We start from the raw sequence: 19,727 nt of genomic DNA on the forward strand, positions 1-19,727 counted from the left end.
TCTGGCCGGGAGTTTCGTCGTTCCCGGGGCCGGGGAGGCGCACCTGACGCCGTCGGCGGACGAGCTGCCGTCGCGGCCTGTGCGCCGGGCAGGTCGGCTGTGGCTGCTGCCACGCTTTCGGGCAGGACGACTCAGCCCTCGAGCGGTCGTCCGACCCTCGCGCGTGGATGCGCGTCGCGGCCGATTGGCTGCGGCGGCGTCTCGACCCGCTGCTACCCTCGCGAACCGGGCGAAAAGGGGGCTTGGGTGGACGACGCTGAACGGGCGCGGCGGCTACGTGCGGTCGCCGCACGCCTGCGTGAGCTGGCAGTCACGGCGGGTCGCCAGGCCGAGGCCGTCGCGTGCCTGCTCGACAGCGTGACCAAGCTCGACGACGCACACACGTGGTCGGGCGGCTTCGCATGCGAAAGCCATGAGGCGTTCGGCACATGGGGCCGGCAGCTGGGCGACTCGGCGGGAGCGCTGCGCGACAAGGCTGGGCGGTGGAAGCACGCCGCCGACGTGATGGAACGGGAAGCGGCCACGCTGTCGGCTGCGGCGGCGAGGGCCAGCACGATGGCTTCCGCCCAGGGCGCGCGGGTACCGCAGTGACCTTCGCCGGGTTCGACCTCGACCGCACCGATGCCCTCGCCCGGGCGTTGCGCAGCGCATGCGACCACGCCTCGAGCTTGTCCGGGGCGATCGCTGCCACCTTGGACGAGGCCCACGAGCTGATCATGACGGCCGACGGTGGGTCGGCTGCCGACGGGCCCTGGTCCACCAGCTACGACGCACAACGCGTCGGGCTGACCACGGTGATGCGGGACGGGTCGCTGCGTGCCGATCAGCTCGAGCGCCGCTCGGCCCACCTGCGGGCGTGCGACGAGCTGTACCGCGACGGGTTCTGGGTCGACCAGACCCATGCTTTCGACGACGCACCGCCGCCGGACGAGGCGGCCATTCAGCGGGTGCTCCGGGAGCTGCGCGCCGCGAGCGGCGACGACACCGGCTGGAACGGCAACCACGACGACCTAACGACCGCCCTCGAGCGCCTGCGAGGGCTGCAGGGCGAGGAGCTGGACGCCGTCCTGATGGGCCTCACCGACGCCGAGTACGCGAAGCTCGACGCGGCCCTGCGTCGGGGAGACGGTCTGTTCGGCGAGAGCGGTCTGAGCAACGACGAGCTGATCCAGCTGGGGAATGCCATCCTCCCGCGGGCGTCGGCGCCCGCCGTCCGACGGATGTCGGCGGGCCTTCCCGTTCTCGAGCCCACGTTCAGCGATCTGGAGACGCCAGTGTCGGGCGACTACGCATGGGCGGGATCGGTCGGCACCGGCGGCGCCTCGCTCCTCGACATCAACCAGGGCGCGGTGGGCGACTGCTGGTTCCTCGCCGGGGTGGGCGCCGAGCTGCGCGCCGACCCGTCCTTCGTCAGCGATCACCTCAAGGACAACGGGAACGGCACCTGGACGGTCACCCTCTACCGCGACGGCAAGCCGGTCCCCGTCACGGTGGACGGCGCGATCCCCGGTGGGTCGTCCCCGATGTTCGCGCGCGGCCCGGGCGGCGCGCCCAACTGGGTCTCGATCTACGAGAAGGCCTTCGCCCGGTTCCACGGAAGCTACGGCGAGATCGAGGGCGGTTTCGGGGACCAGTCGATGGAGGCGATCACCGGCCGCGACGCCGACCGGGACATGGACGGGGTGTTCTCCGACCTTCCGTCGCTCGAGGAGGTGAAGGAGCACCTGGACGCCGGGCAACCGATCACGGTCGGGACGAAGGACGACGGGTCGATGTGGCCGTGGGGCGACGACGACGACCACCGCATCTTCGACAAGCAGCTGGTCAGTCATCACGAGTACATCGTCACGAGCGTCGAGGACACCGCTCAGGGGCTGCGGATCACCGTGCGAAACCCCTGGGGGAACACCGACCAGGCGCCGGGGCAGGTCGTCCTCGACGAGGACGAGTATCGCCGATGGTTCTCGGAGGTGTCGATCGGATGAGCGTGCCCGTGGACGACGGAGCAGAGCGGAACGGTCCCGGAGGCTCGCCGACCGGCGTGGCGGACGACCGCGGGAGGCGCCGGGGCAGGCGCCGGGTCGGTGTCGCCGTCGGAGTCGTCGTGGTTGTCGTGGCGAGCGTTGTCTTGGCCATCGTCCTGCTGGGCGGCGACGATTCCCAGCCAGCTCCTCCCATGACGGACGAGGCCCGGGCGGCGGGCGCCGTCAGGTTGACCTACCCGAACCGCGCGCTGCCCCCGCCGATCGCGTACTTCCCCTTCGAGGGCCAGGACCGCGTGCAGGTCGAGTTCGATGACGTCGAGTCTGGTGCTGATGGTCTGCTGGCCTCGTTCGCCGTGCGAACGGAAGGCGACGACGTCTGGCATCCCGTCGAGCTGCCATCCGGGGGCCAGACCGACGTCGACGGTGTTCGCGTGCGGGTCGTGGCGGTCCACGACGGCGAGCTGCCCAAGGACGACGCGGCTGACGTCGTGCTGGAGCCGCTGCCGTGAGCGCGGAGGTGACGACGATCGGCCGCGACGCGCAGTACGAGGTCGGCGGGCTGCTGGTCGGCATCGTCGTCGTCAAGCCGCTGGACCCCCAGGATCCCGATGACGCGGTGATGCTGGCGCTGACCGACCCCGCCCTGGGCGAGAGCGTGCAGGTGATCCTGCGGCCCGGTCGTGCGAGCGAGTGGCTCGGTCGCCGGGTCGAGGTCCTGAGTCTGCAGCGCGAGCCGGTCAAGGTGGAGCTGTCGGTGGAACCTGCGACTGTGCCCCTGCGCGACGCCGGGGCAGGCGGATCGCAGCCACCCCTCGAGCACTGATCGACGTCCGAGCCGCTGACGGGGCGGGCCGGTCGCCACTCGTGAGAGCGGCCAGAGAGAACATCCAAGCGGGTAGTTCCCCAAGGAACTGCTCACGTCGTACGGAAACTCCGGGTCAGGGTTCTCTGGCCGGGAGTTTCGTCGTTCGTGGGGTGCTGCGGGGCGAATGGAGGCGATGAGGGAGCGGGTGCGACGGTTCGCTGCGACATGCGCGCGGGTTCGTGACCGTCATTGTCCGCGGCTTGGACGCTGCGGCGACCTATCCGCGGTCCGCGCGCAGCACGGGTGCGCCGCCGCCTTCGGGCGTCGTGGTGAGGATCTCGCGGGCCTGCTCGGCTGCGCGGGCGATGCTCTCTCCGACGAAGTCCATGAAGCGGGCGACGTTCTCGAGACGGACGGCGGCCGGGGTGCCTGGGCCGAGGACACCGACGCCCTGCCGGGCGGTCGTGGCCAGCTCCGCGTTCGAACGCGCGCTGGCGATCATCGACTGGTACCAGACATCGGCGTCCGCGACATAGCGCTCACGGCGGCGGTCGTCGCGTTCTCGCACGACGAGGCCCTGGCTCTCGAGGAACGCGATCGACTTCGAGATGGACGCTGGACTGACCTGGAGCCGCGCGACGAGCTCGGATGCGGTGAGGCTGCCCGCGTCGGTGGTGTAGAGGCACGTCAGCACCCCAGCCGCGATGCGCGGCACCCCGGAGCGCATGAGAAGCGTGGTGAACGTCTCCTCGTACGCGCGGACGGCCTCGATGTCGCGTCCGTCTGCCTGTCTGGGCGGCTGCGGACCGTGGGGAGCCGCCGGCCGGCGACGGTGGGCCCGGTGCTCGGTTGCTCGGTGTGCGAGATCGGCGCGGTAGGCGGCGGGACCGCCGTTGCGCATGACCTCACGCGTGATGGTGGAGGTCGGGCGGTCCAGGCGCCGGGCGATCTCGGCGTAGGCGAGGTCGTCGGCAAGGCCGAGCGCGATCTGCTGGCGCTCCTGCTGAGTGAGCCTGCCTCCTGGCACCGCGACCTCCTCCATCCACGACGAGAGAGCGACCATAGCGTTCGCCCGCGTCCATTGCAACGCACCGAGAGCCATCCTGTTGCATTGAAAAGCACGCCGTTGCAACGATTTACGCACCGTGACCAGCGTTTACGTACCACCAACGCACATTGGCTGTTGCCCGAAGTGCGAACGCAACGTAGCGTTTCGAATGTCAGAAACACACCGGACCACCGACCACAGGAGTTGAGCACGATGCAGAACTTCGACACCCCCACCCCCGTCTTCGCCGTCCTCGACATTCCGGCAGGACGCGTCCAGCTCATCGCCGCCGACCGCACCGACACCGTCGTGGAGGTCCGGCCCGCGGACGCCACCAAGGGGCGTGACGTCACGGTTGCGGAGCAGACCACGATCGACTTCCGCAACGGCGTCCTGTCGGTCGAGGCGGAGGCGAAGAACCACGTCCTCGGCAGCGCAGGGTCGATCGAGGTGACGGTCCAGCTGCCTGCCGGCTCACGCGTCGAGGTGAAGGCCGCGAGCGTCGAGCTGCGCGGCGTGGGCCGGTTCGGCGAGGTCGCCGTCGAGGGAGCACAGGGCGACATCAAGGTCGACGAGGCCGCGAGCGTGCGAGTGCGCACGCACGCCGGTGACGTCTCGGTCGGCCGCCTGACCGGGCCCGCCGAGATCACGACCGACAAGGGCAACATCCTCATCGCCGAGGCGGTCCGCGGCACGGTCGTCCTGAGCACGCAGGCCGGCGACGTCTCGGTCGCGGCCGCAGCCGGATCCTCGGCCTTCCTGGACGCCGGCACCACGCTCGGCCGGATCCACAACGCACTCGTGAGCACCACGGCCGTCCCCGAGCTCAACATCCGCGCGACCACCGCGTACGGCGACATCACCGCACGCAGCCTGTGAGGCGATCGTGAGGGCAGGACCCGGCGCAGATGGGTTGTTCCCGGAGGACCTGCTCACGTAGTACCGAAACTCCCGGTCAGGGCTATCTGGCCGGGAGCTTCGTCGTTCATGGTGTCGCTCGTGGGCGGGTCGACGACGGCATGGCGGGGCCGCTTCCGCAGCCGACCGAGCGTGCGTCCAATGCTAATCTCGGGCCCCCGGCCGCAAGGCGGTGACCCGTCCGACGGCGGGCGCACCCCGGGCCGACCAGCTGGTGGGCTCCGCGAGCACGCGACGGCACCGTCCCGATGCGGACCTGAACCGACCCACAGGAGAAGTTTTGACCGAGCCACGACTGCCCGTCCTGCCGCGGATTGGCTTCGCGTTGCTGACCATCATCTTCCTGCTGACGCTGGCCGTGTTCGTGCTGCTGTTCTTCGTGGCGTCGGACGAACGCTGGAACTTCCTGGTGCCGATCGCGGGCATGCTGTTCGGGCTCAGCTGGGTGCGGGGCGCCCGCCGCAAGTGGATCGACCGGCGCCGAACGGCGGACGCCGTCCCGGCTGGCCCGGACGGCTCGACGCCCCTGTCTGCACCGGAGGCGTGATGAGCGCGGTCGGCGCTGCGCTCGACGAGGCTCGAGGACGTCTGCGCCTCACGGCGTACCAGCTCGACGCGCTGGCGCTCGCGGTCCGGTCGGCGCCGACGGAGACCCCGGAGCAGGAGCGGGCGGTCGGCGAGCTCCGGACCGCGGGCATCCTCGACGACGAGAACCGCGTGCACCCCCTGGCGGCGCAGTTCGCGCTGGCGATGACGACGCCGCTGATCCGCGTGCTCGTCGAGACCAGTGGTCCGCAGGGCACGAGCGCCGCGCACATGACGGTGGCCGGCGAGGACGTCTGGTACGGCGAGCCCTGGCCGGGCACGGGCCCGGACGACGCGGTGACCTACCAGCACTCCGAGCTGCCCACGATCATCTGGGACCTGGGCCGGCTGGCCGGCCTGCACCGCAGCAAGGTGCCATCGGGCGCCACCGCGCTGTCCGCGCCGCTCGGACTGGTCGACATCGTGCTGGAGCTGGCGTCGCTCGGGCCCCAGGAGTGGGACGCTGCACGCACGGTGGCTCTGGCCACCACCCACGACCGGTGGCCCGACCTCGACGACGACACCCGAAACCGGTGGCTGGCTCTGGTGGCGACGCTGCGCAGCTGGTGGCGCGTCACCGTGAGCTGGGGCGACGAGGGAGCGGGCACCGGGCGCTGGCTGTCGGTGCTGGACTGCGGCACGGAGGGCTACTGGCGTTGGGACGAGCCGGTCGACTCCGCCGACGACGGCGGCCCCTCGGTCACGCTGCACCCGGTCAGCGGCGGCCAGCTCTGGGAGTCCCTGCAGGGTCTTCTGCCGACGTCGGCAGAGCTTCGGGTCGCGGTCGAGAGCGGACAGAGCTGAGATGCGCGACTACGACGGGGGCTTCGACCCGGGAGCGACCGACGCTCGTCGTGCTGCGAAGCTGCGGGCCCTGGCGGACCGGGTGGAGACCGCCCTCGACGACACCCTGCGCGTAGCCCGCTCCGAGCAGTGGGCGTGCGCGAACGCCGACGACGTCCGCGGGCGGCTGACCAGCTATCAGGGCACGGCCCGGGCGGCGGCGCGGAACCTGCGCGAGGAGGCACTGAGCGCCGACAACGACGCACGGCGCAAGCGCACCGCTGCCGCGGCTGTGGGAGCTCACTGATGGCGGTCAAGATCGACCCGGCGGTGCTCGATGCCGTGGCCACCTCCGCCACGGTGATGTCCGACGAGCTGTCGCAGATGCTGACCGAGGCGCGACACCTCGATGCTGGGTGGGCCGTGAGCGGCCTGACCGAGGTCCCGTCCTGGGCCGAGGACACCACGGTGGACCTGCGTGCCCGGATTGGCATCGTCCGCACGATGGACGAGCAGTCAGTCAACGGCCTGGGGGCCGGCTGGTCCGAGATCGCCGGCGGCCGCAGTCCTGTCGCCGCGACGATGTCCCAGCTCGACGCGCTCCGGACGCAGCCCGACACGAACGCGACGTGGCTGCGCCGCCCGAACGAGACGCTGGACGACTGGGTCACCCGGCTCCGGGGCCTGGCGATCGACAAGCTGCCCTACCTCGACGGGGCGGGCCAGCCGATCGCGGAGGCCTACAGCTGGTACAGCGACTACGTCAGGATTCTCTACTCCGGTGGCATGAGTGCCCTCGCCGTGACGAACGTCGCCAAGGTCTCGATCACCCGGTCGGTGATCGTCCCCTTCATGGAACGCCAGACCATGTCCCCGGACTGGATCGCGAAAGCGATCGAACGCTTCGGCACCTACCGAGCGCCGGGCACCACAGCGCAGTCCCTCCTGATGCGGTTGGTCCCGCTGGAGCGGATCGAGTCTCTGCCGCCGTCCGTCCTTCAGTGGGCCGAGACCAATGCCACTCGGACGCTGCTCCCGGCGATCGAGGCCGGGCTCCCGAGCACCGGCGCCAAGGTGTACACCGGCATCTTCGGTGAGGCGCAGTACACCTTCCGGGCGCTCAACGCCGCGGGCGAGCAGGTCACCGTCGCACGAGGCGCCTCGAACCTGCTCTCGATCGCCCTGGACGCCGAGGCGGGCACCGTGCTCCGCACGGTGGGCGGGGCGGCGGGATTCCTGCGGGGGGCCGGCGTGGTCGGCAGTGCGGTCTCGGTGGGGTGGGACGTCGCCGAGGTGGCGTCCCAGGGCAACCCGGTCGAGGCGTTCAAGCGCGACGGGGCCGGATACGTCGCCGACATCGCCAAGACCGGGCTCGACATCAGCCTCACCGCCGCCATGATCGCCCCGAGCCCCATCACCTGGGGGGCGGTGGCCGTCACCGGGGCCGTCTACGCCGGCGCCGAGCTGGTGGACCACTGGGACGACGTGACCGCCGCGACGAAGAAGGTCGCGCGCTGGGAAGCCGAACACATCGCCGCCGCCGCCCATGTCGCGGGCGATGTGGTCGATGCCGTGGCGGACAGCAAGATCAACCCGATGAACTGGTTCTGACATGGACATGACGAGCGACGGACCCGACCTGGACACCCCGTTGGCTGCCGGGCAGGTGCGGGTGGTCCCGCGCATGGACGGCGAGACGAGCCGGAGGAAGGGCGCGAAGTACAACGCCCTCGACGACGACTACACCATGGCCGAGGTCGACGGTCCCTGGGGCGCGCTGCGGATCTCGATGGACGGGTTCCCGATCAGCTTTCGCGCGCAGATCGACGGGCAGATGGTCGCGACCTTGACCGCGGTTACAGCGACGTTCAACGAGGAGGGTCCGATAGCCACGTTCAAGGGCCGTGACGTGCCCGTCGTGCTGGGAACCGTCGACGGGGGCGTGCGGTTCGTCGCGCAGGGCAACCGGTTGCGTCCGGCCGGACGCAAACGGTTCCTACGCGTCACCTGCGAGGACCGCGTATGGACCTACGGCGCCACCGAGACCCACACCGACACCGACCATGCCCTGGGCAAGGTCCTGGGATCCGGCAACGCCGCGACCGAGCTGCGCCGCGGCCCGGAACCGGCCACGGGTCACCTGGTGACGTCCTGGGTCAACAACAGCGCCAAGGATGAGAAGGACCCGAGCGGCAAGAACTACATCAAGCTCTCCTGGGCAGATGGCACGACCCTCGCGGAGATCGTGCTCACCCTGCTGCTCAAGCTCGGCACCAACGACGTCAAGCTGACGCCCCTGTGGTGGCGTGCGGTCGACTTCGGCGGCGCGTTCTGACCCGGGACCCGCGCCGGCCCGTGCCGGGTGCGGCTCTGCCGACGAGACGGGCGATGTCGTCGGGGCCGTGGTGGACAGCACGATCAACTCGATGAACTGGTTCTGACATGGACGTCACGAACGATGGACCCGACCTGGACATCCCGTTGGCTGCCGGGCAGGTGCGGGTGGTCCCGCGCATGGACGGCGAGACGAGCCGGAGAATGGGCTCCAGGCACGACAACCCGAACGATTACACGATGGCCGAGGTCGACGGTCCTTGGGGCGTGCTGCGGATCTCGATGGACGGGTTCCCGATCAGCTTCCGCGTGCAGATCGACGGGCAGATGGTCGCGACCTTCACCTCCGTCACCCAGACGGTTAACGAGGAGGGTCCGATCGCCACGTTCACGAACCGTGACGTGCCCGTCGTGCTGGGAACCGTCCACGGGGGCGTGCGGTTCGTCGCGCAGGGCAGCCCGTTGCGTCCGGCCGGTCGCAAACGGTTCCTGCGCGTCACCTGCGAGGACCGGACGTGGACCTATGGCTCCACGGAGACCCACACGGACACCGACAACGCGCTGGGCAAGGTCCTGGGATCCATCAGCGCCGCGACGGAGCTGCGCCGCGGCCCCGAACCTGCCAAGGGGCACCTGGCGGTGTCCTGGGTCGGCAACAGCGCCAAGGATGAGAAGGACCCGAGCGGCAAGAACTACATCAAGCTCTCCTGGGCAGATGGCACGACGCTCGCGGAGATCGTGCTCACCCTGCTGCTCAAGCTCGGCACCAACTACGTCAAGCTCACGCCCCTGTGGTGGCGCGCGGTCGACCTCGGCGGCGCGTTCTGACCCGAGGAGCGGCATCGTCGCGTCCCGCGCAGCGCGCCTCGCGGGTTTCCGGCGCGGCGTATGACCCCCGACCACCCGCGGGTCATACGCCGCACCTCAAACAGAGAGGTCAACGGCGCACCCGATAGCGCAGGTGAAGCACCCGGTCGCCCTGAACGACGACGTCGGGGCCCTCCAGCAGGTGCAGCCCGTCGACCGACCCGAAGTAGCGCTTGCCGAAGCCCAGCACGACGGGCGCGACGTCCATGCGGACCTCGTCGACCAGTCCCGCCGCAAGGGCCTGGCCGCCGACGTCGCCGGCGGCGAACTCGACGACGCGGTCGCCTGCGAGCTCCTGCGCCTTGGTCACGGCTGCTTGGATGCTGCCGACGAAGTGGAACGGCGCCTCGAGGTCCCAGTCCTCGGGCGGCGGGCGGTGCGTCACGACGACGACGTGGTCGATCCCGCCCGGAGGCGTCCCGTCCCAGCCGTCCGTGATGTCGAAGACGTGGCGACCGGCGATCGTCACCCCGACCCGGTCCCAGTAGGCCCGGATGTGGTCGTAGGACGCCTGCGACACCTTCAGGACGCCGCCGTCGTCCAACGGGACATCACCGCTGACCAGCCACTCGCACAGTGGACTGGGATCGTCGTTGTCGGCCGCAATGAAGCCATCCACTGAGACCGACGCGTTCATGACCACTGTTCCCATGGGTTCCTCCTCTGGTGGATTTCCCAGCCTGGCGTTCCGTGAGCGGCCGCTCTTGTACGAAATCATTCGGCCGGCAGCGGCCAGCCCTCCAGCGCGTGGTCGGGATGGTCACGCAGAAATCGCCGCCGGACCTCGACGTACCGGGTCGGCGTGAGCCCGGTGAACTCCCGGAACTCGTGGACGAAGTGGGCCTGGTCGAAGTAGCCCGCGCGGGCGGCGACGTCGGCCCAGTCGATCGGTGCGGCGACGTCGATCGCCAGCACGGTCAAGGTGAAGCGGTAGCTGCGAGCCAGCCGCTTCGGCGTGACACCGACAATCGCCTTGAACCGCCTCGCCACATAGGTGCTGCTGGCGCGGCTGGCGACGCCGAGGTCGCTGATCGGTACCGCTCCACCGGTCGCCGCGATGGCACTGCTCATCTGGCGTACGAGGTCCAGGCCGTCGATCGGGCGCAGCCGCCGCACCAAGTCGTCTTCGAGCAGCGTCAGCATCTCGTGCGGTGTGTCCGCCGCAGCCAGCCGGTCGTGCAGCTCAGCCGTCGCCACCTGGCCCCACAGCTGCTCGACCGTCGCCGGCCGGTCGCACAGCTCGGCCGCGGGCATCGGCAGGAACGGGGCCAGCCCCCACGGCTTGAAGTGGACGCCGACGGACCGGGTCGGAGTGGGGTAGCTGAACTCCCAGGCGCGGGTGGGCGTGGTGACCACGCAGCCGTCGCTGTATTCCACGTCTTCTCGATCGGTGCCTGCCCGGATGAGAAACGGCGCCCCGAGGTTGACGATGAGCAGCGGCGCCGGCGCTGCGGGCAGCATCAGTCGGGAGTACGGCGGCGCACCCTCCAGGTAGTAGAGATCGTCGATCAGCCCGTCGAGCGGCGGACCGGGCACCCTGGACACGTACTCCACGCTGAACATCATCGTCCAGGCCCCATCGGGCCATCCGGCGCCGGCGCAAGCATCGACGGCGTCAACGTTGCGATAAGGCTTCCCGACGGCCCGTCAAGGATCCGTCAAGGCGTCCACCATCACGCCAGCGGAGGCGTAGACCAGCGAGTGCGGCTCCGGTGAGGGCCGTCGGGCGGCTCCTTCGGGTGGTGCTCGCACGACGTCGAAAGTGCTGTGAGACCCATGGCCGATGTGGCCTTCCTCGCCTTGACCGTGGTGTTCTTCACCGCCGTCGCGCTGCTCGCCCGCCGAGCGGACCGGTCATGAGCGGGTTCGACATCGCTGGGGGCGTGGTGGCTGCCGCGTTGCTGGTGTACCTGGTCGTCCAGCTGCTGCGTTCGGACAAGGTCCGATGAGCGCGGCGTGGGTCGCGATCGGGCAGATCGCGATCGTCGTCCTGGTCCTCGCCGCAGCGCACCGGCCGCTCGGCGACCACATGTTCCGCACCCTGACATCTCCCAAGCACCTCACGGTTGAGCGGTGGGGTTACCGGGTCATGCGGGTCGAACCCGACGCCGAGCAACGCTGGAGCACCTACCTGCTCTCGCTGCTCGGGTTCTCCATGGCGTCCGTACTGGTTCTGTTCGGACTCGGCAGGGTGCAGGACAGGCTCCCTCTCGACATCGGGATGCCCCGCTTGGACCCCGCCGGGGCGTGGAACACCGCCGTCTCGTTCGTGACGAACACCAACTGGCAGTGGTACTCGGGCGAGGCGACTGCCGGGCACCTGTTCCAGATGGCCGGTCTCGCGGTGCAGAACTTCGTCTCGGCGGCCGTCGGGATCGCCGTGGTCGCGGCACTGGCCCGGGGGTTTGCGCGCTCCGGGACCGACTCGCGTGTGGGCAACTTCTGGGCCGATCTGGTGCGGTTGACCGTCCGTGTGCTCCTCCCCCTCGCGTTCGTCGCCGCCCTCGTCCTGGTCGCCGCCGGCGTCATCCAGAACCTGGGCGCGCACACCGAGATCAGCACGCTGGCGGGCGGCAGCCAGTCGGTGCTCGGCGGGCCGGTCGCGTCGCAGGAGGCGATCAAGGAGCTCGGGACCAATGGCGGCGGCTTCTTCAACGCCAACTCCGCCCACCCGTTCGAGAACCCCGCGCCGTGGACCAACGCGTTCGAGGTCGTCCTGCTGCTGCTGATCCCGTTCAGCCTGCCGCGCACCTTCGGGCGGATGGTGGGTGACCGTCGGCAGGGCTGGGCGATCCTCGCCGCGATGTCGACGCTGTGGATCGCCGCCGTCGGCCTGCTCACCTGGGCCGAGATAGCTGCTCCCGGGCTGGCTCCGACGGCCGCCGGGGGAGCGATGGAGGGCAAGGAGGTTCGCTTCGGCGAGGCCGCGTCAGCGCTGTTCGCCGCGTCGACGACGATGACGTCGACCGGTGCGGTGAACTCGACGCACGACTCACTGACCGCCCCGGGCGGTGGGGTCGCACTGGTGGGGATGCTGCTCGGCGAGGTCTCGCCCGGCGGCGTCGGCAGCGGTCTGTACGGCATGGTCGTGCTGATCGTCGTCTCGGTGTTCCTCGCCGGGCTGATGGTCGGGCGGACGCCCGAGTACCTGGGCAAGAAGATCGGCCAGCGCGAGATCACCCTCGTCGCGCTGTACGTGCTGACGATGCCCGCGGTCGTCCTGATCGGTTCCGCCGTCGCGATCTCGGTCCCGGCCGGACTCGCCGGGCAGCTGCAAGGCGGTCCGCACGGCCTCACCGAGATCGTGTACGCGTTCGCGTCGGCCGGGAACAACAACGGCTCCGCCTTCGCGGGACTCACCGTGGGTACGCCGTTCTACAACACGCTGCTCGGGCTGGCGATGCTGATCGGCCGGTTCGTCCCGATCGCGCTGGTCCTGGCACTCGCCGGGAGGCTCGCGCAGCAGCGCAAGGTGCCCGAGGGTGCGGGCACGCTGCCGACCCACACGCCACTGTTCGTCGGGCTCCTCGTGACGGTGACGCTCGTCGTCGTCGGCCTCACGTTCATCCCGGTCCTGTCCCTCGGTCCTGTCGTGGAGTCGCTGTCATGAGCACCACTGTTCTCGAGAAGCCGCCGTCGAGGCCGCACAAGGTCGAGGCGGTACCGTCGACGCTGTCAGCACGTCAGCTCGCCGCGGCGCTGCCTGGCGCTCTGCGTGGGCTCGACCCCCGCCGGCTGTGGGACTCCCCGGTCATGTTCGTGGTGGAGGTCGGAGCCGCGTTCACCACGGTCCTCGCGGCCGCCCAGCCGAGTGTCTTCGCGTGGTCCGTCACCGTCTGGCTGTGGCTCACGGTCGTGTTCGCCACGCTCGCCGAGTCGGTTGCCGAGGGTCGCGGCAAGGCGCAGGCCGCGAGCCTGCGCGCCACGCAGCGCGAGACCAGCGCCCGCCGGGTGGACGGGTCGTACGACACCTCGTCGGTCGGCGAGCCGCACACCACGCAGGTGCCTTCGTCGTCCCTGAGGGTCGGTGACGTGGTCGTCGTCGCCGCCGGGGAGACCATTCCCGGTGACGGCGACGTGATCGAGGGCGTGGCGAGCGTCGACGAGTCCGCCATCACGGGCGAGTCCGCGCCGGTGATCCGCGAGTCCGGCGGTGACCGGTCCGCCGTCACAGGCGGCACGGTCGTCCTGTCCGACCGGATCGTCGTGCGCATCACAGCACCCGCAGGACAGACGTTCGTCGACCGCATGATCGCGCTGGTCGAAGGCTCACAGCGGCAGAAGACGCCCAACGAGGTCGCGCTCAACGTGCTGCTCACGACGCTGACGATCGTCTTCCTGCTGGCGGTCGTGACCCTCAGGCCGTTCGCCGACTACTCGGACGCACCCCAGACGCTGGTCGTCCTGGTCGCGTTGCTGGTCTGTCTCATCCCGACCACGATCGGCGCGCTGCTCTCCGCGATCGGCATCGCCGGCATGGACCGCCTCGTGCGACGCAACGTCCTCGCCATGTCGGGACGTGCGGTCGAGGCCGCCGGCGACGTCGACGTGCTGCTGCTCGACAAGACCGGAACGATCACGCTCGGCAACCGGCAGGCGGCCGACCTGCTCCCGGCGTCGGGCGTTGCGCCGACGCTTCTCGCCGACGCGGCGCAGCTGTCGTCGATGGCCGACGAGACGCCCGAGGGGCGTTCGGTGCTGGTGCTGGTGAAGGAGCGGTTCGGGCTGCGCGAGCGCCCCGAGGGTGACCTCGTGGGCGCAGAGCTGGTCCCGTTCCAGGCGCGAACCCGCATGAGCGGGGTCGACCTGCCGGCGACCGGGGACCGACCTGCGCGGCTCGTCCGCAAGGGCGCCGCTGCTGCCGTCTCACACTGGGTCCGGTCGACCGGTGGGAGCTCCCGGGACGATGTTGCTGCGACCGTCGACGCCATCTCGGCGTCTGGCGGGACGCCTCTCGTCGTCGCCGAGCAGCTCGGCGAGCAGCCGGCGCGAGTTCTCGGCGTCATCCACCTCAAGGACGTGGTCAAGGAAGGCATGCGCGAGCGGTTCGACGCGCTGCGGGCCATGGGCATCCGGACCGTGATGGTCACGGGCGACAACCCGCTGACCGCCCGAGCGATCGGGGCGGAGGCCGGGGTCGACGACGTGCTCGCCGAGGCCACGCCCGAGGACAAGCTCGCGCTGATCCGACGCGAGCAGGAGGGCGGCAGGCTCGTCGCGATGGCGGGCGACGGCACCAACGACGCACCCGCGCTCGCCCAGGCCGACGTCGGTGTCGCGATGAACACGGGGACGACCGCGGCGAAGGAGGCCGGCAACATGGTCGACCTCGACTCGAACCCGACCAAGCTCCTCGAGATCGTCGAGATCGGCAAGCAGCTGCTCATCACCCGTGGTGCGTTGACGACGTTCTCGGTGGCGAACGACGTCGCCAAGTACTTCGCGATCCTCCCCGCGATGTTCGTCGTCGCGTTCCCGCAGCTCGGCGTGCTGAACGTGATGCACCTGAGCAGCCCGCAGTCGGCCATCCTCTCGGCCGTCATCTTCAATGCGTTGATCATCATCGGGCTGCTCCCTCTTGCGCTGCGCGGGGTCCGGTACACCCCGTCGTCGGCGTCTGCCCTGCTGCGCCGCAACCTGCTGGTCTACGGGCTTGGCGGCGTCATTGCCCCCTTTCTCGGGATCAAGCTCATCGACCTGCTCGTCACTGCCCTCGGGATGTCCTGATGTCGACCGACCCTCGTCCGCGCTACTCCGCAGGTGCCGACACCCTCGCGTTCGTCCGCCAGTCGTGGGCCGGGCTGCGGGTGCTGCTCGTCCTGACCGTCGTCCTGGGACTCGTCTACCCCCTCGCGGTCACGGGAATCGCGCAGCTCGCGTTCCCTTGGCAGTCCCACGGGTCGCTCGTGTCTTTGACGGGCGAGCGCACCACCAGCCGGGACGACGCCGTGGGCTCAGCGCTCATCGGTCAGGGCTTCGACGGCCCGCAGTGGTTCCACCCCCGTCCGTCGGCGGCCGGTGACGGCTACGACACGTTGGCCTCGGCGGGCTCCAACCTCGGTCCGCTCAACTCGGGCCTCGTGCAGGCCATCGACGAGCGGCGCGCAGCCGTCGCGACGGAGGAAAGCGTCGACCCGTCCGAGGTACCGGTCGACGCGTTGACGGCATCGGCCTCAGGGCTCGACCCGGACATCTCACCGGCCTACGCGCGGCTGCAAGTCGCTCGGGTCGCGGCCCAGCGAGGGCTCACCCCGGATGACGTCCGGGTGCTCGTCGACGGCGCGACCGTCGGACGCGACCTCGGAGTCCTCGGCGAACCGCGAGTGAACGTGCTGCTTCTGAACCTCGCGCTGCAGACAATGGGCACATGAACCGACCCGGCGACGACGGCACCGCGGACCGTCCCCGTCGCGGCCGGCTGACCGTCTACCTCGGTGCCGCCCCCGGAGTCGGCAAGACGTACGCGATGCTCGACGAGGCCCACCGGCGCCAGGCCCGCGGGACGGACGTGGTGGTGGGCCTGGTCGAGGCCCACGGCCGGGCAGCGACGGCCGCGCAGCTGGACGGCCTCGAGGTGCTGCCGCGCCGCGTGCTCACCTACCGCGGCAGTGAGTTCACCGAGCTCGACCTGGACGCGGTCCTCGCGCGGGCGCCGCAGGTCGCGATGATCGACGAGCTCGCACACACCAACGTGCCCGGCACCGCGCACGCCAAGCGCTGGCAGGACGTCCAGGACATCCTCGCTGCCGGGATCGACGTGGTGACGACCGTGAACGTGCAGCACCTCGAGTCGCTGAACGACGACGTCGAGTCGATCACCGGTGTGAAACAGCGTGAGACGGTCCCCGACCACGTGGTGCGTGACGCGGACCAGATCCAGCTCGTGGACCTCGCACCGGAGGCCCTGCGACGTCGGCTCGCTCACGGAAACGTCTACCGCGCCGAGCAGATTGACGCCTCCCTGACGCAGTACTTCCGCGTCGGGAACCTGACCGCGCTACGCGAGCTGGCGCTGCTGTGGCTGGCCGACCGGGTCGACGACGCCCTCACGTCGTACCGGCGCGACCACCGGATCGAGTCGTCATGGCCGGCACGGGAACGTGTCGTCGTCGCGGTCACCGGCGGACCCGAGAGCGACACCCTGCTGCGCCGGGGGGCACGGATCGCCCAGCGGGCGGCCGGTTCGGAGCTCCTTGCCGTGCACGTGCTCGCCACTGACGGGTTGCCGAGCGCCGCGCCGGCACGGATCGCCGAGCAGCGCATCCTCGTCGAGTCGCTCGGCGGCTCGTTCCACACGGTCGTGGGGGAAGACGTCCCCACCGCGATCGTCGACTTCTCCCGCGGTGTCAACGCCACGATGATCGTCGTCGGCGTGTCCCGACGAAGCCGCTGGCGGGAGGCGCTGCGGGAGAGCAACGGCACGGAGATCGCACGGCTCGCCGACACGATCGACCTGCACCTGGTCACGCACGAACGCGCGCGAGCGGGAAGCCGTCGACCGGGCCGGTCGTCGGGGCTGTCCGGTCGCCGCCAGGTGGTCGGCTGGGTGATCGCGATTCTCGGGCCGGTGCTTCTGACCGTCGTCCTGAGCGACCTGCGGGACGTGATCAGCCTTCCTACCCAGCTGATGCTCTTCCTGGCGGCCACCGTGCTCGTGGCGCTCGTCGGTGGGCTCTGGCCGGCGATCGTCAGCGCCGTGGTCGGGTTCATCCTGCTCAACTGGTTCTTCACGATTCCGACAGGCCAGCTCACCATCTCGGAGCCCGAGAATGCGCTCGCGCTCACGGTCTTCGTCCTGGTCGCGGTGGGCGTCGCCTCCGTGGTCGACCTCGCCGCACGGCGCACCACCGAGGCGTTCCGGGCCCGCGCCGAGGCATCCGCCCTCGCCGCCGTGTCACGATCGGTCCTCTCGGCGGACGACACGGCGGCGGCCGTGGTCGCGCGTCTGCGCGAGACCTTCACCCTGGAGGCCGTCTCGTTGCTCACGAAGCACGGCTCCGGGTGGGACGTGCTCGCGAAGGACGGCATCCGTCCCGCGCTCGACCCGGAGGACGCCCAGGTGGTGCTCACGGTCGACGACGAGCGCGTCCTCGCCCTGACGGGCCGCGTCCTGCCGGCGAGCGACCGCCGGGTGCTCGAGGCGTTCGCCTCCCAGGTGGGCGTCGTGCTCGAGCAGGAGCGCCTTCGTGCGCAGGCCGAGCAGGCCCGCATCCTCGGACAGGCCGAGGCCACGCGTACAGCGCTGCTCGCGGCCGTCTCGCACGACCTGCGCACGCCGCTCGCCACGATCCGCGCCTCGGTGGACGGCCTGACATCGACCGACCTGGACCTCGACGAGGCGGACCGTGCCGCCCTGGTCCGGACCCTCGAGGAGTCCACGGCTCGGCTCGAGCGGCTGATCGACAACCTGCTGGACCTGTCCCGCCTGCAGACCGGGAGCGTGCGGCCGGTCATGCGGGCGACCAGCCTCGACGAGATCGTGCCCTTCGCGATCGAGGGGTACCTGCCCGGTGCGGTCATGCTCGACGTGCCGGACGACCTGCCGCTGGTGCACACGGACCCGGGCCTCCTGGAACGCGTCGTGGCGAACCTCGTCTCCAACGCCGTCCGGCATGCCCGGACCGGCAGCCCCGTGGTCGTCAATGCCGCAGTGGTCGGTGGCGACGTCGTCGTGCGGGTCGTGGATGACGGTCCGGGCGTGCCGGACGAGGTCAAGGCGCACATGTTCGAGGCGTTCCAGCGGTTGGGCGACACCACCGGGGCGGGGTTGGGTCTTGGGCTGGCCGTGGCCGACGGGCTCTCGACTGCCGTGGGCGCCGACCTGAGCGTCGAGGACACCCCGGGTGGCGGCCTGACGATGCTCGTTTCGGTACCTCTCGCGGAACAGGGTGCGTGATGGCGGCCGGCAACAAGATCCTCGTGGTCGACGACGAGCCGGGCCTGGCACACGCGCTGTCCATCACGCTGCGTGCCGCGGGTTGGGACGTGACGACGGCGGCGGACGGGGCATCGGCGATCTCTGCCGCGGCCCAGCACTCACCTGACGTCGTGCTGCTCGACCTCGGCCTGCCGGACATCAGCGGGCTCGACGTCATCACCGCGATCCGCGGTTGGAGTCGCGTCCCGATCGTGGTCCTGTCCGCACGCCAGCACGGCGAGGACAAGGTCGACGCACTCGACGCGGGAGCCGACGACTACGTGACCAAGCCGTTCGCCATGAACGAGCTGCTCGCGCGGCTGCGCGCCGCGATCCGTCGGGCGTCCGTCCCGTCCGAGACAGACGAGGCGGTCGTGACCGCGGGGGCGCTGAGCATCGACCTGGCCCGACGCCGTGTGCACCGCGACGGCGCCGAGGTCCGGCTCAGCCCCACCGAGTGGTCGATGCTCGAGGTCCTGGTGCGCAACCGTGGCCGCCTCGTCGGGCGCCGACAGCTGCTCCAAGAGGTGTGGGGTCCTGGGTACTCCGAGGAGACCCACTACCTGCGCGTGTACTCGGCACAGCTGCGTCGCAAGCTCGAGGTCGACCCTGCCCACCCGCGGCACATCCTGACGCAGCCGGGGATGGGCTACATCTTCGAACCCTGACGGTCTCTACGGCCGCACGCGCTCCGAGGACCGAGCACTCGACGAGCGAGGGCGTGCGGAGACCCGGTGTCTCAGCGGACGCGGGTGCCGCAGTCTGCGCAGAACTTCGCACCCGCGACGAGCTCGGCGGAGCAGCCCGAGCAGGTCGTCGTCGGGCTGAGCGACCCGCCGCAGTCGGTGCAGAACTTGCCGCCACCGGCGCGGGCTCCGCACGACGGGCAGCTGGCCTCAGGCTTCGCGGCGACATCGACACCCGAGAGCAGGTCCGCGGTCGAGAGCCGCTCGTTCGCCTGGTTCCGGCGGGCGTTGGCCTGGAGGCCGGCGATCTCGTCCTGCAGCCGGGGTGCGCACCGGGCGCACTGGCCGACCTCGTCGTTCCAGCAGATCTCGCGGCACATCCAGTCCCCGCACCCGCGGCACTGCGTGAACCGGTCCGCGATCTCCTCGACGGCCGCCGACAGCGCACTGTCCTTGGCGGGCGAGTTGGTCCCGCGGTTGAGCATCAGCTGGTCGGCCGCGTTCCCGAGGTCGCGCAGCGGCCCCCCGAAGAGGCTGCCGACCGAGCGCAGCACGCTCTGGCTGGTGCTGAGCTTGTCGCGCTGGAAGGCCGACCGGTATCCGTTGCCGCAGCGCTCGCAGCGGAAGTCGAACTGGTAGCCCTGCGAGTTCGAGAGGTCGGAGAAGTTGTCGGTGAAGGGGACGGCTTGAGTCACAGCGGTGAGAGTAGTGAGGCGGCGGGTCCCGGGGGCGGCGCTTCGGGGTGAAGTGTCTGCTTTGTCGGTGATCTCACAGGCTGCGAGGCCCCGGTCCCTCCGCG

General features: G+C 70.4%; 21 protein-coding genes. 17 read left to right on the forward strand and 4 right to left on the reverse strand.

Going from position 1 to position 19,727, the window contains the following annotated elements; translation table 11 throughout:
- Positions 1-246: 246 nt before the first annotated feature.
- The 4 genes from N553_RS25340 to N553_RS0106925 are packed head-to-tail and all read left to right on the forward strand — an operon-like array spanning position 247 to position 2,808.
- Complete coding sequence (locus tag N553_RS25340) at positions 247-591, forward strand: hypothetical protein (RefSeq protein ID WP_028045920.1); 345 nt, start codon at positions 247-249, stop codon at positions 589-591.
- A complete protein-coding gene (locus N553_RS0106915) occupies positions 588-1,985 on the forward strand; it encodes a C2 family cysteine protease (protein WP_028045921.1) in 1,398 nt (465 codons plus the stop codon). Before N553_RS25340 ends, N553_RS0106915 begins: the two co-directional genes overlap by 4 nt.
- Entirely contained in the window at positions 1,982-2,494 is a 513-nt protein-coding gene (locus N553_RS0106920) for a hypothetical protein (RefSeq protein ID WP_028045922.1), read from the forward strand. The genes N553_RS0106915 and N553_RS0106920 overlap by 4 nt, the downstream gene beginning before the upstream one ends.
- Positions 2,491-2,808, forward strand: coding sequence for a hypothetical protein (locus tag N553_RS0106925; RefSeq protein ID WP_028045923.1), 318 nt, complete (start codon positions 2,491-2,493; stop codon positions 2,806-2,808). The genes N553_RS0106920 and N553_RS0106925 overlap by 4 nt, the downstream gene beginning before the upstream one ends.
- 259 nt (positions 2,809-3,067) lie before the next feature.
- Here the strand turns inward: N553_RS0106925 and N553_RS25910 are convergent, their stop codons facing one another.
- Positions 3,068-3,817, reverse strand: a complete 750-nt coding sequence (locus tag N553_RS25910) for a helix-turn-helix domain-containing protein (protein WP_028045924.1) — start codon at positions 3,815-3,817, stop codon at positions 3,068-3,070.
- A 234-nt stretch (positions 3,818-4,051) separates the two neighbouring features.
- Between N553_RS25910 and N553_RS0106935 the strand changes: the two genes are divergently transcribed.
- The 7 genes from N553_RS0106935 to N553_RS0106965 all read left to right on the forward strand — a co-directional run bounded on the left by N553_RS0106935 (position 4,052) and on the right by N553_RS0106965 (position 9,286).
- Positions 4,052-4,717 carry a DUF4097 family beta strand repeat-containing protein gene (locus N553_RS0106935; protein WP_028045925.1) on the forward strand — a complete coding sequence of 222 codons (666 nt, stop codon included), beginning with the start codon at positions 4,052-4,054 and terminating at the stop codon, positions 4,715-4,717.
- Between the two features lie 319 nt (positions 4,718-5,036).
- Positions 5,037-5,303 carry a hypothetical protein gene (locus N553_RS0106940; RefSeq protein WP_034620764.1) on the forward strand — a complete coding sequence of 89 codons (267 nt, stop codon included), beginning with the start codon at positions 5,037-5,039 and terminating at the stop codon, positions 5,301-5,303.
- Positions 5,303-6,145 carry a hypothetical protein gene (locus tag N553_RS0106945; protein WP_028045927.1) on the forward strand — a complete coding sequence of 281 codons (843 nt, stop codon included), beginning with the start codon at positions 5,303-5,305 and terminating at the stop codon, positions 6,143-6,145. The genes N553_RS0106940 and N553_RS0106945 overlap by 1 nt, the downstream gene beginning before the upstream one ends.
- A gap of 1 nt (position 6,146) precedes the next feature.
- The gene (locus N553_RS0106950; RefSeq protein ID WP_028045928.1) at positions 6,147-6,431 is read left to right on the forward strand and encodes a hypothetical protein; all 285 of its coding nucleotides are present in this window, start codon (positions 6,147-6,149) and stop codon (positions 6,429-6,431) included.
- The gene (locus tag N553_RS0106955) at positions 6,431-7,735 is read left to right on the forward strand and encodes a hypothetical protein (protein WP_028045929.1); all 1,305 of its coding nucleotides are present in this window, start codon (positions 6,431-6,433) and stop codon (positions 7,733-7,735) included. Before N553_RS0106950 ends, N553_RS0106955 begins: the two co-directional genes overlap by 1 nt.
- Position 7,736: 1 nt before the next feature.
- Complete coding sequence (locus N553_RS0106960; RefSeq protein ID WP_028045930.1) at positions 7,737-8,459, forward strand: hypothetical protein; 723 nt, start codon at positions 7,737-7,739, stop codon at positions 8,457-8,459.
- A 107-nt stretch (positions 8,460-8,566) separates the two neighbouring features.
- Positions 8,567-9,286 carry a hypothetical protein gene (locus N553_RS0106965; RefSeq protein WP_028045931.1) on the forward strand — a complete coding sequence of 240 codons (720 nt, stop codon included), beginning with the start codon at positions 8,567-8,569 and terminating at the stop codon, positions 9,284-9,286.
- Positions 9,287-9,395: 109 nt separating this feature from the next.
- Here the strand turns inward: N553_RS0106965 and N553_RS0106970 are convergent, their stop codons facing one another.
- Together N553_RS0106970 and N553_RS0106975 are read right to left on the reverse strand one after the other, a co-directional pair.
- Positions 9,396-9,977 (reverse strand): dihydrofolate reductase family protein, encoded by a 582-nt coding sequence (locus tag N553_RS0106970; RefSeq protein WP_028045932.1) that lies wholly within the window; start codon positions 9,975-9,977, stop codon positions 9,396-9,398.
- Positions 9,978-10,039: 62 nt separating this feature from the next.
- Positions 10,040-10,870 (reverse strand): AraC family transcriptional regulator, encoded by an 831-nt coding sequence (locus N553_RS0106975; protein ID WP_197029932.1) that lies wholly within the window; start codon positions 10,868-10,870, stop codon positions 10,040-10,042.
- A gap of 311 nt (positions 10,871-11,181) precedes the next feature.
- Between N553_RS0106975 and N553_RS25010 the strand changes: the two genes are divergently transcribed.
- Genes N553_RS25010 through N553_RS0107010 form a run of 6 tightly spaced genes read left to right on the forward strand, consistent with a single transcriptional unit; the run spans position 11,182 to position 18,910 of the window.
- Positions 11,182-11,274 (forward strand): potassium-transporting ATPase subunit F, encoded by a 93-nt coding sequence (locus N553_RS25010; RefSeq protein ID WP_156043734.1) that lies wholly within the window; start codon positions 11,182-11,184, stop codon positions 11,272-11,274.
- Positions 11,271-12,935, forward strand: coding sequence for a potassium-transporting ATPase subunit KdpA (gene kdpA / locus N553_RS0106990; RefSeq protein WP_028045934.1), 1,665 nt, complete (start codon positions 11,271-11,273; stop codon positions 12,933-12,935). The genes N553_RS25010 and kdpA overlap by 4 nt, the downstream gene beginning before the upstream one ends.
- The gene (gene kdpB / locus N553_RS0106995; RefSeq protein WP_028045935.1) at positions 12,932-15,052 is read left to right on the forward strand and encodes a potassium-transporting ATPase subunit KdpB; all 2,121 of its coding nucleotides are present in this window, start codon (positions 12,932-12,934) and stop codon (positions 15,050-15,052) included. Before kdpA ends, kdpB begins: the two co-directional genes overlap by 4 nt.
- The gene (gene kdpC / locus N553_RS0107000) at positions 15,052-15,696 is read left to right on the forward strand and encodes a potassium-transporting ATPase subunit KdpC (RefSeq protein WP_028045936.1); all 645 of its coding nucleotides are present in this window, start codon (positions 15,052-15,054) and stop codon (positions 15,694-15,696) included. The genes kdpB and kdpC overlap by 1 nt, the downstream gene beginning before the upstream one ends.
- Positions 15,693-18,221 (forward strand): DUF4118 domain-containing protein, encoded by a 2,529-nt coding sequence (locus N553_RS0107005; protein ID WP_028045937.1) that lies wholly within the window; start codon positions 15,693-15,695, stop codon positions 18,219-18,221. Before kdpC ends, N553_RS0107005 begins: the two co-directional genes overlap by 4 nt.
- On the forward strand, positions 18,221-18,910 hold the full coding sequence (locus tag N553_RS0107010) for a response regulator (RefSeq protein ID WP_034621280.1): 690 nt from the start codon (positions 18,221-18,223) through the stop codon (positions 18,908-18,910). The genes N553_RS0107005 and N553_RS0107010 overlap by 1 nt, the downstream gene beginning before the upstream one ends.
- Positions 18,911-18,981: 71 nt before the next feature.
- Here the strand turns inward: N553_RS0107010 and N553_RS0107015 are convergent, their stop codons facing one another.
- Positions 18,982-19,623, reverse strand: coding sequence for a zinc ribbon domain-containing protein (locus N553_RS0107015; protein WP_028045939.1), 642 nt, complete (start codon positions 19,621-19,623; stop codon positions 18,982-18,984).
- Positions 19,624-19,727: the final 104 nt, after the last annotated feature.

The organism is Cellulomonas sp. URHE0023 (assembly GCF_000688475.1).
Taxonomy (GTDB): Bacteria; Actinomycetota; Actinomycetes; order Actinomycetales; family Cellulomonadaceae; genus Cellulomonas.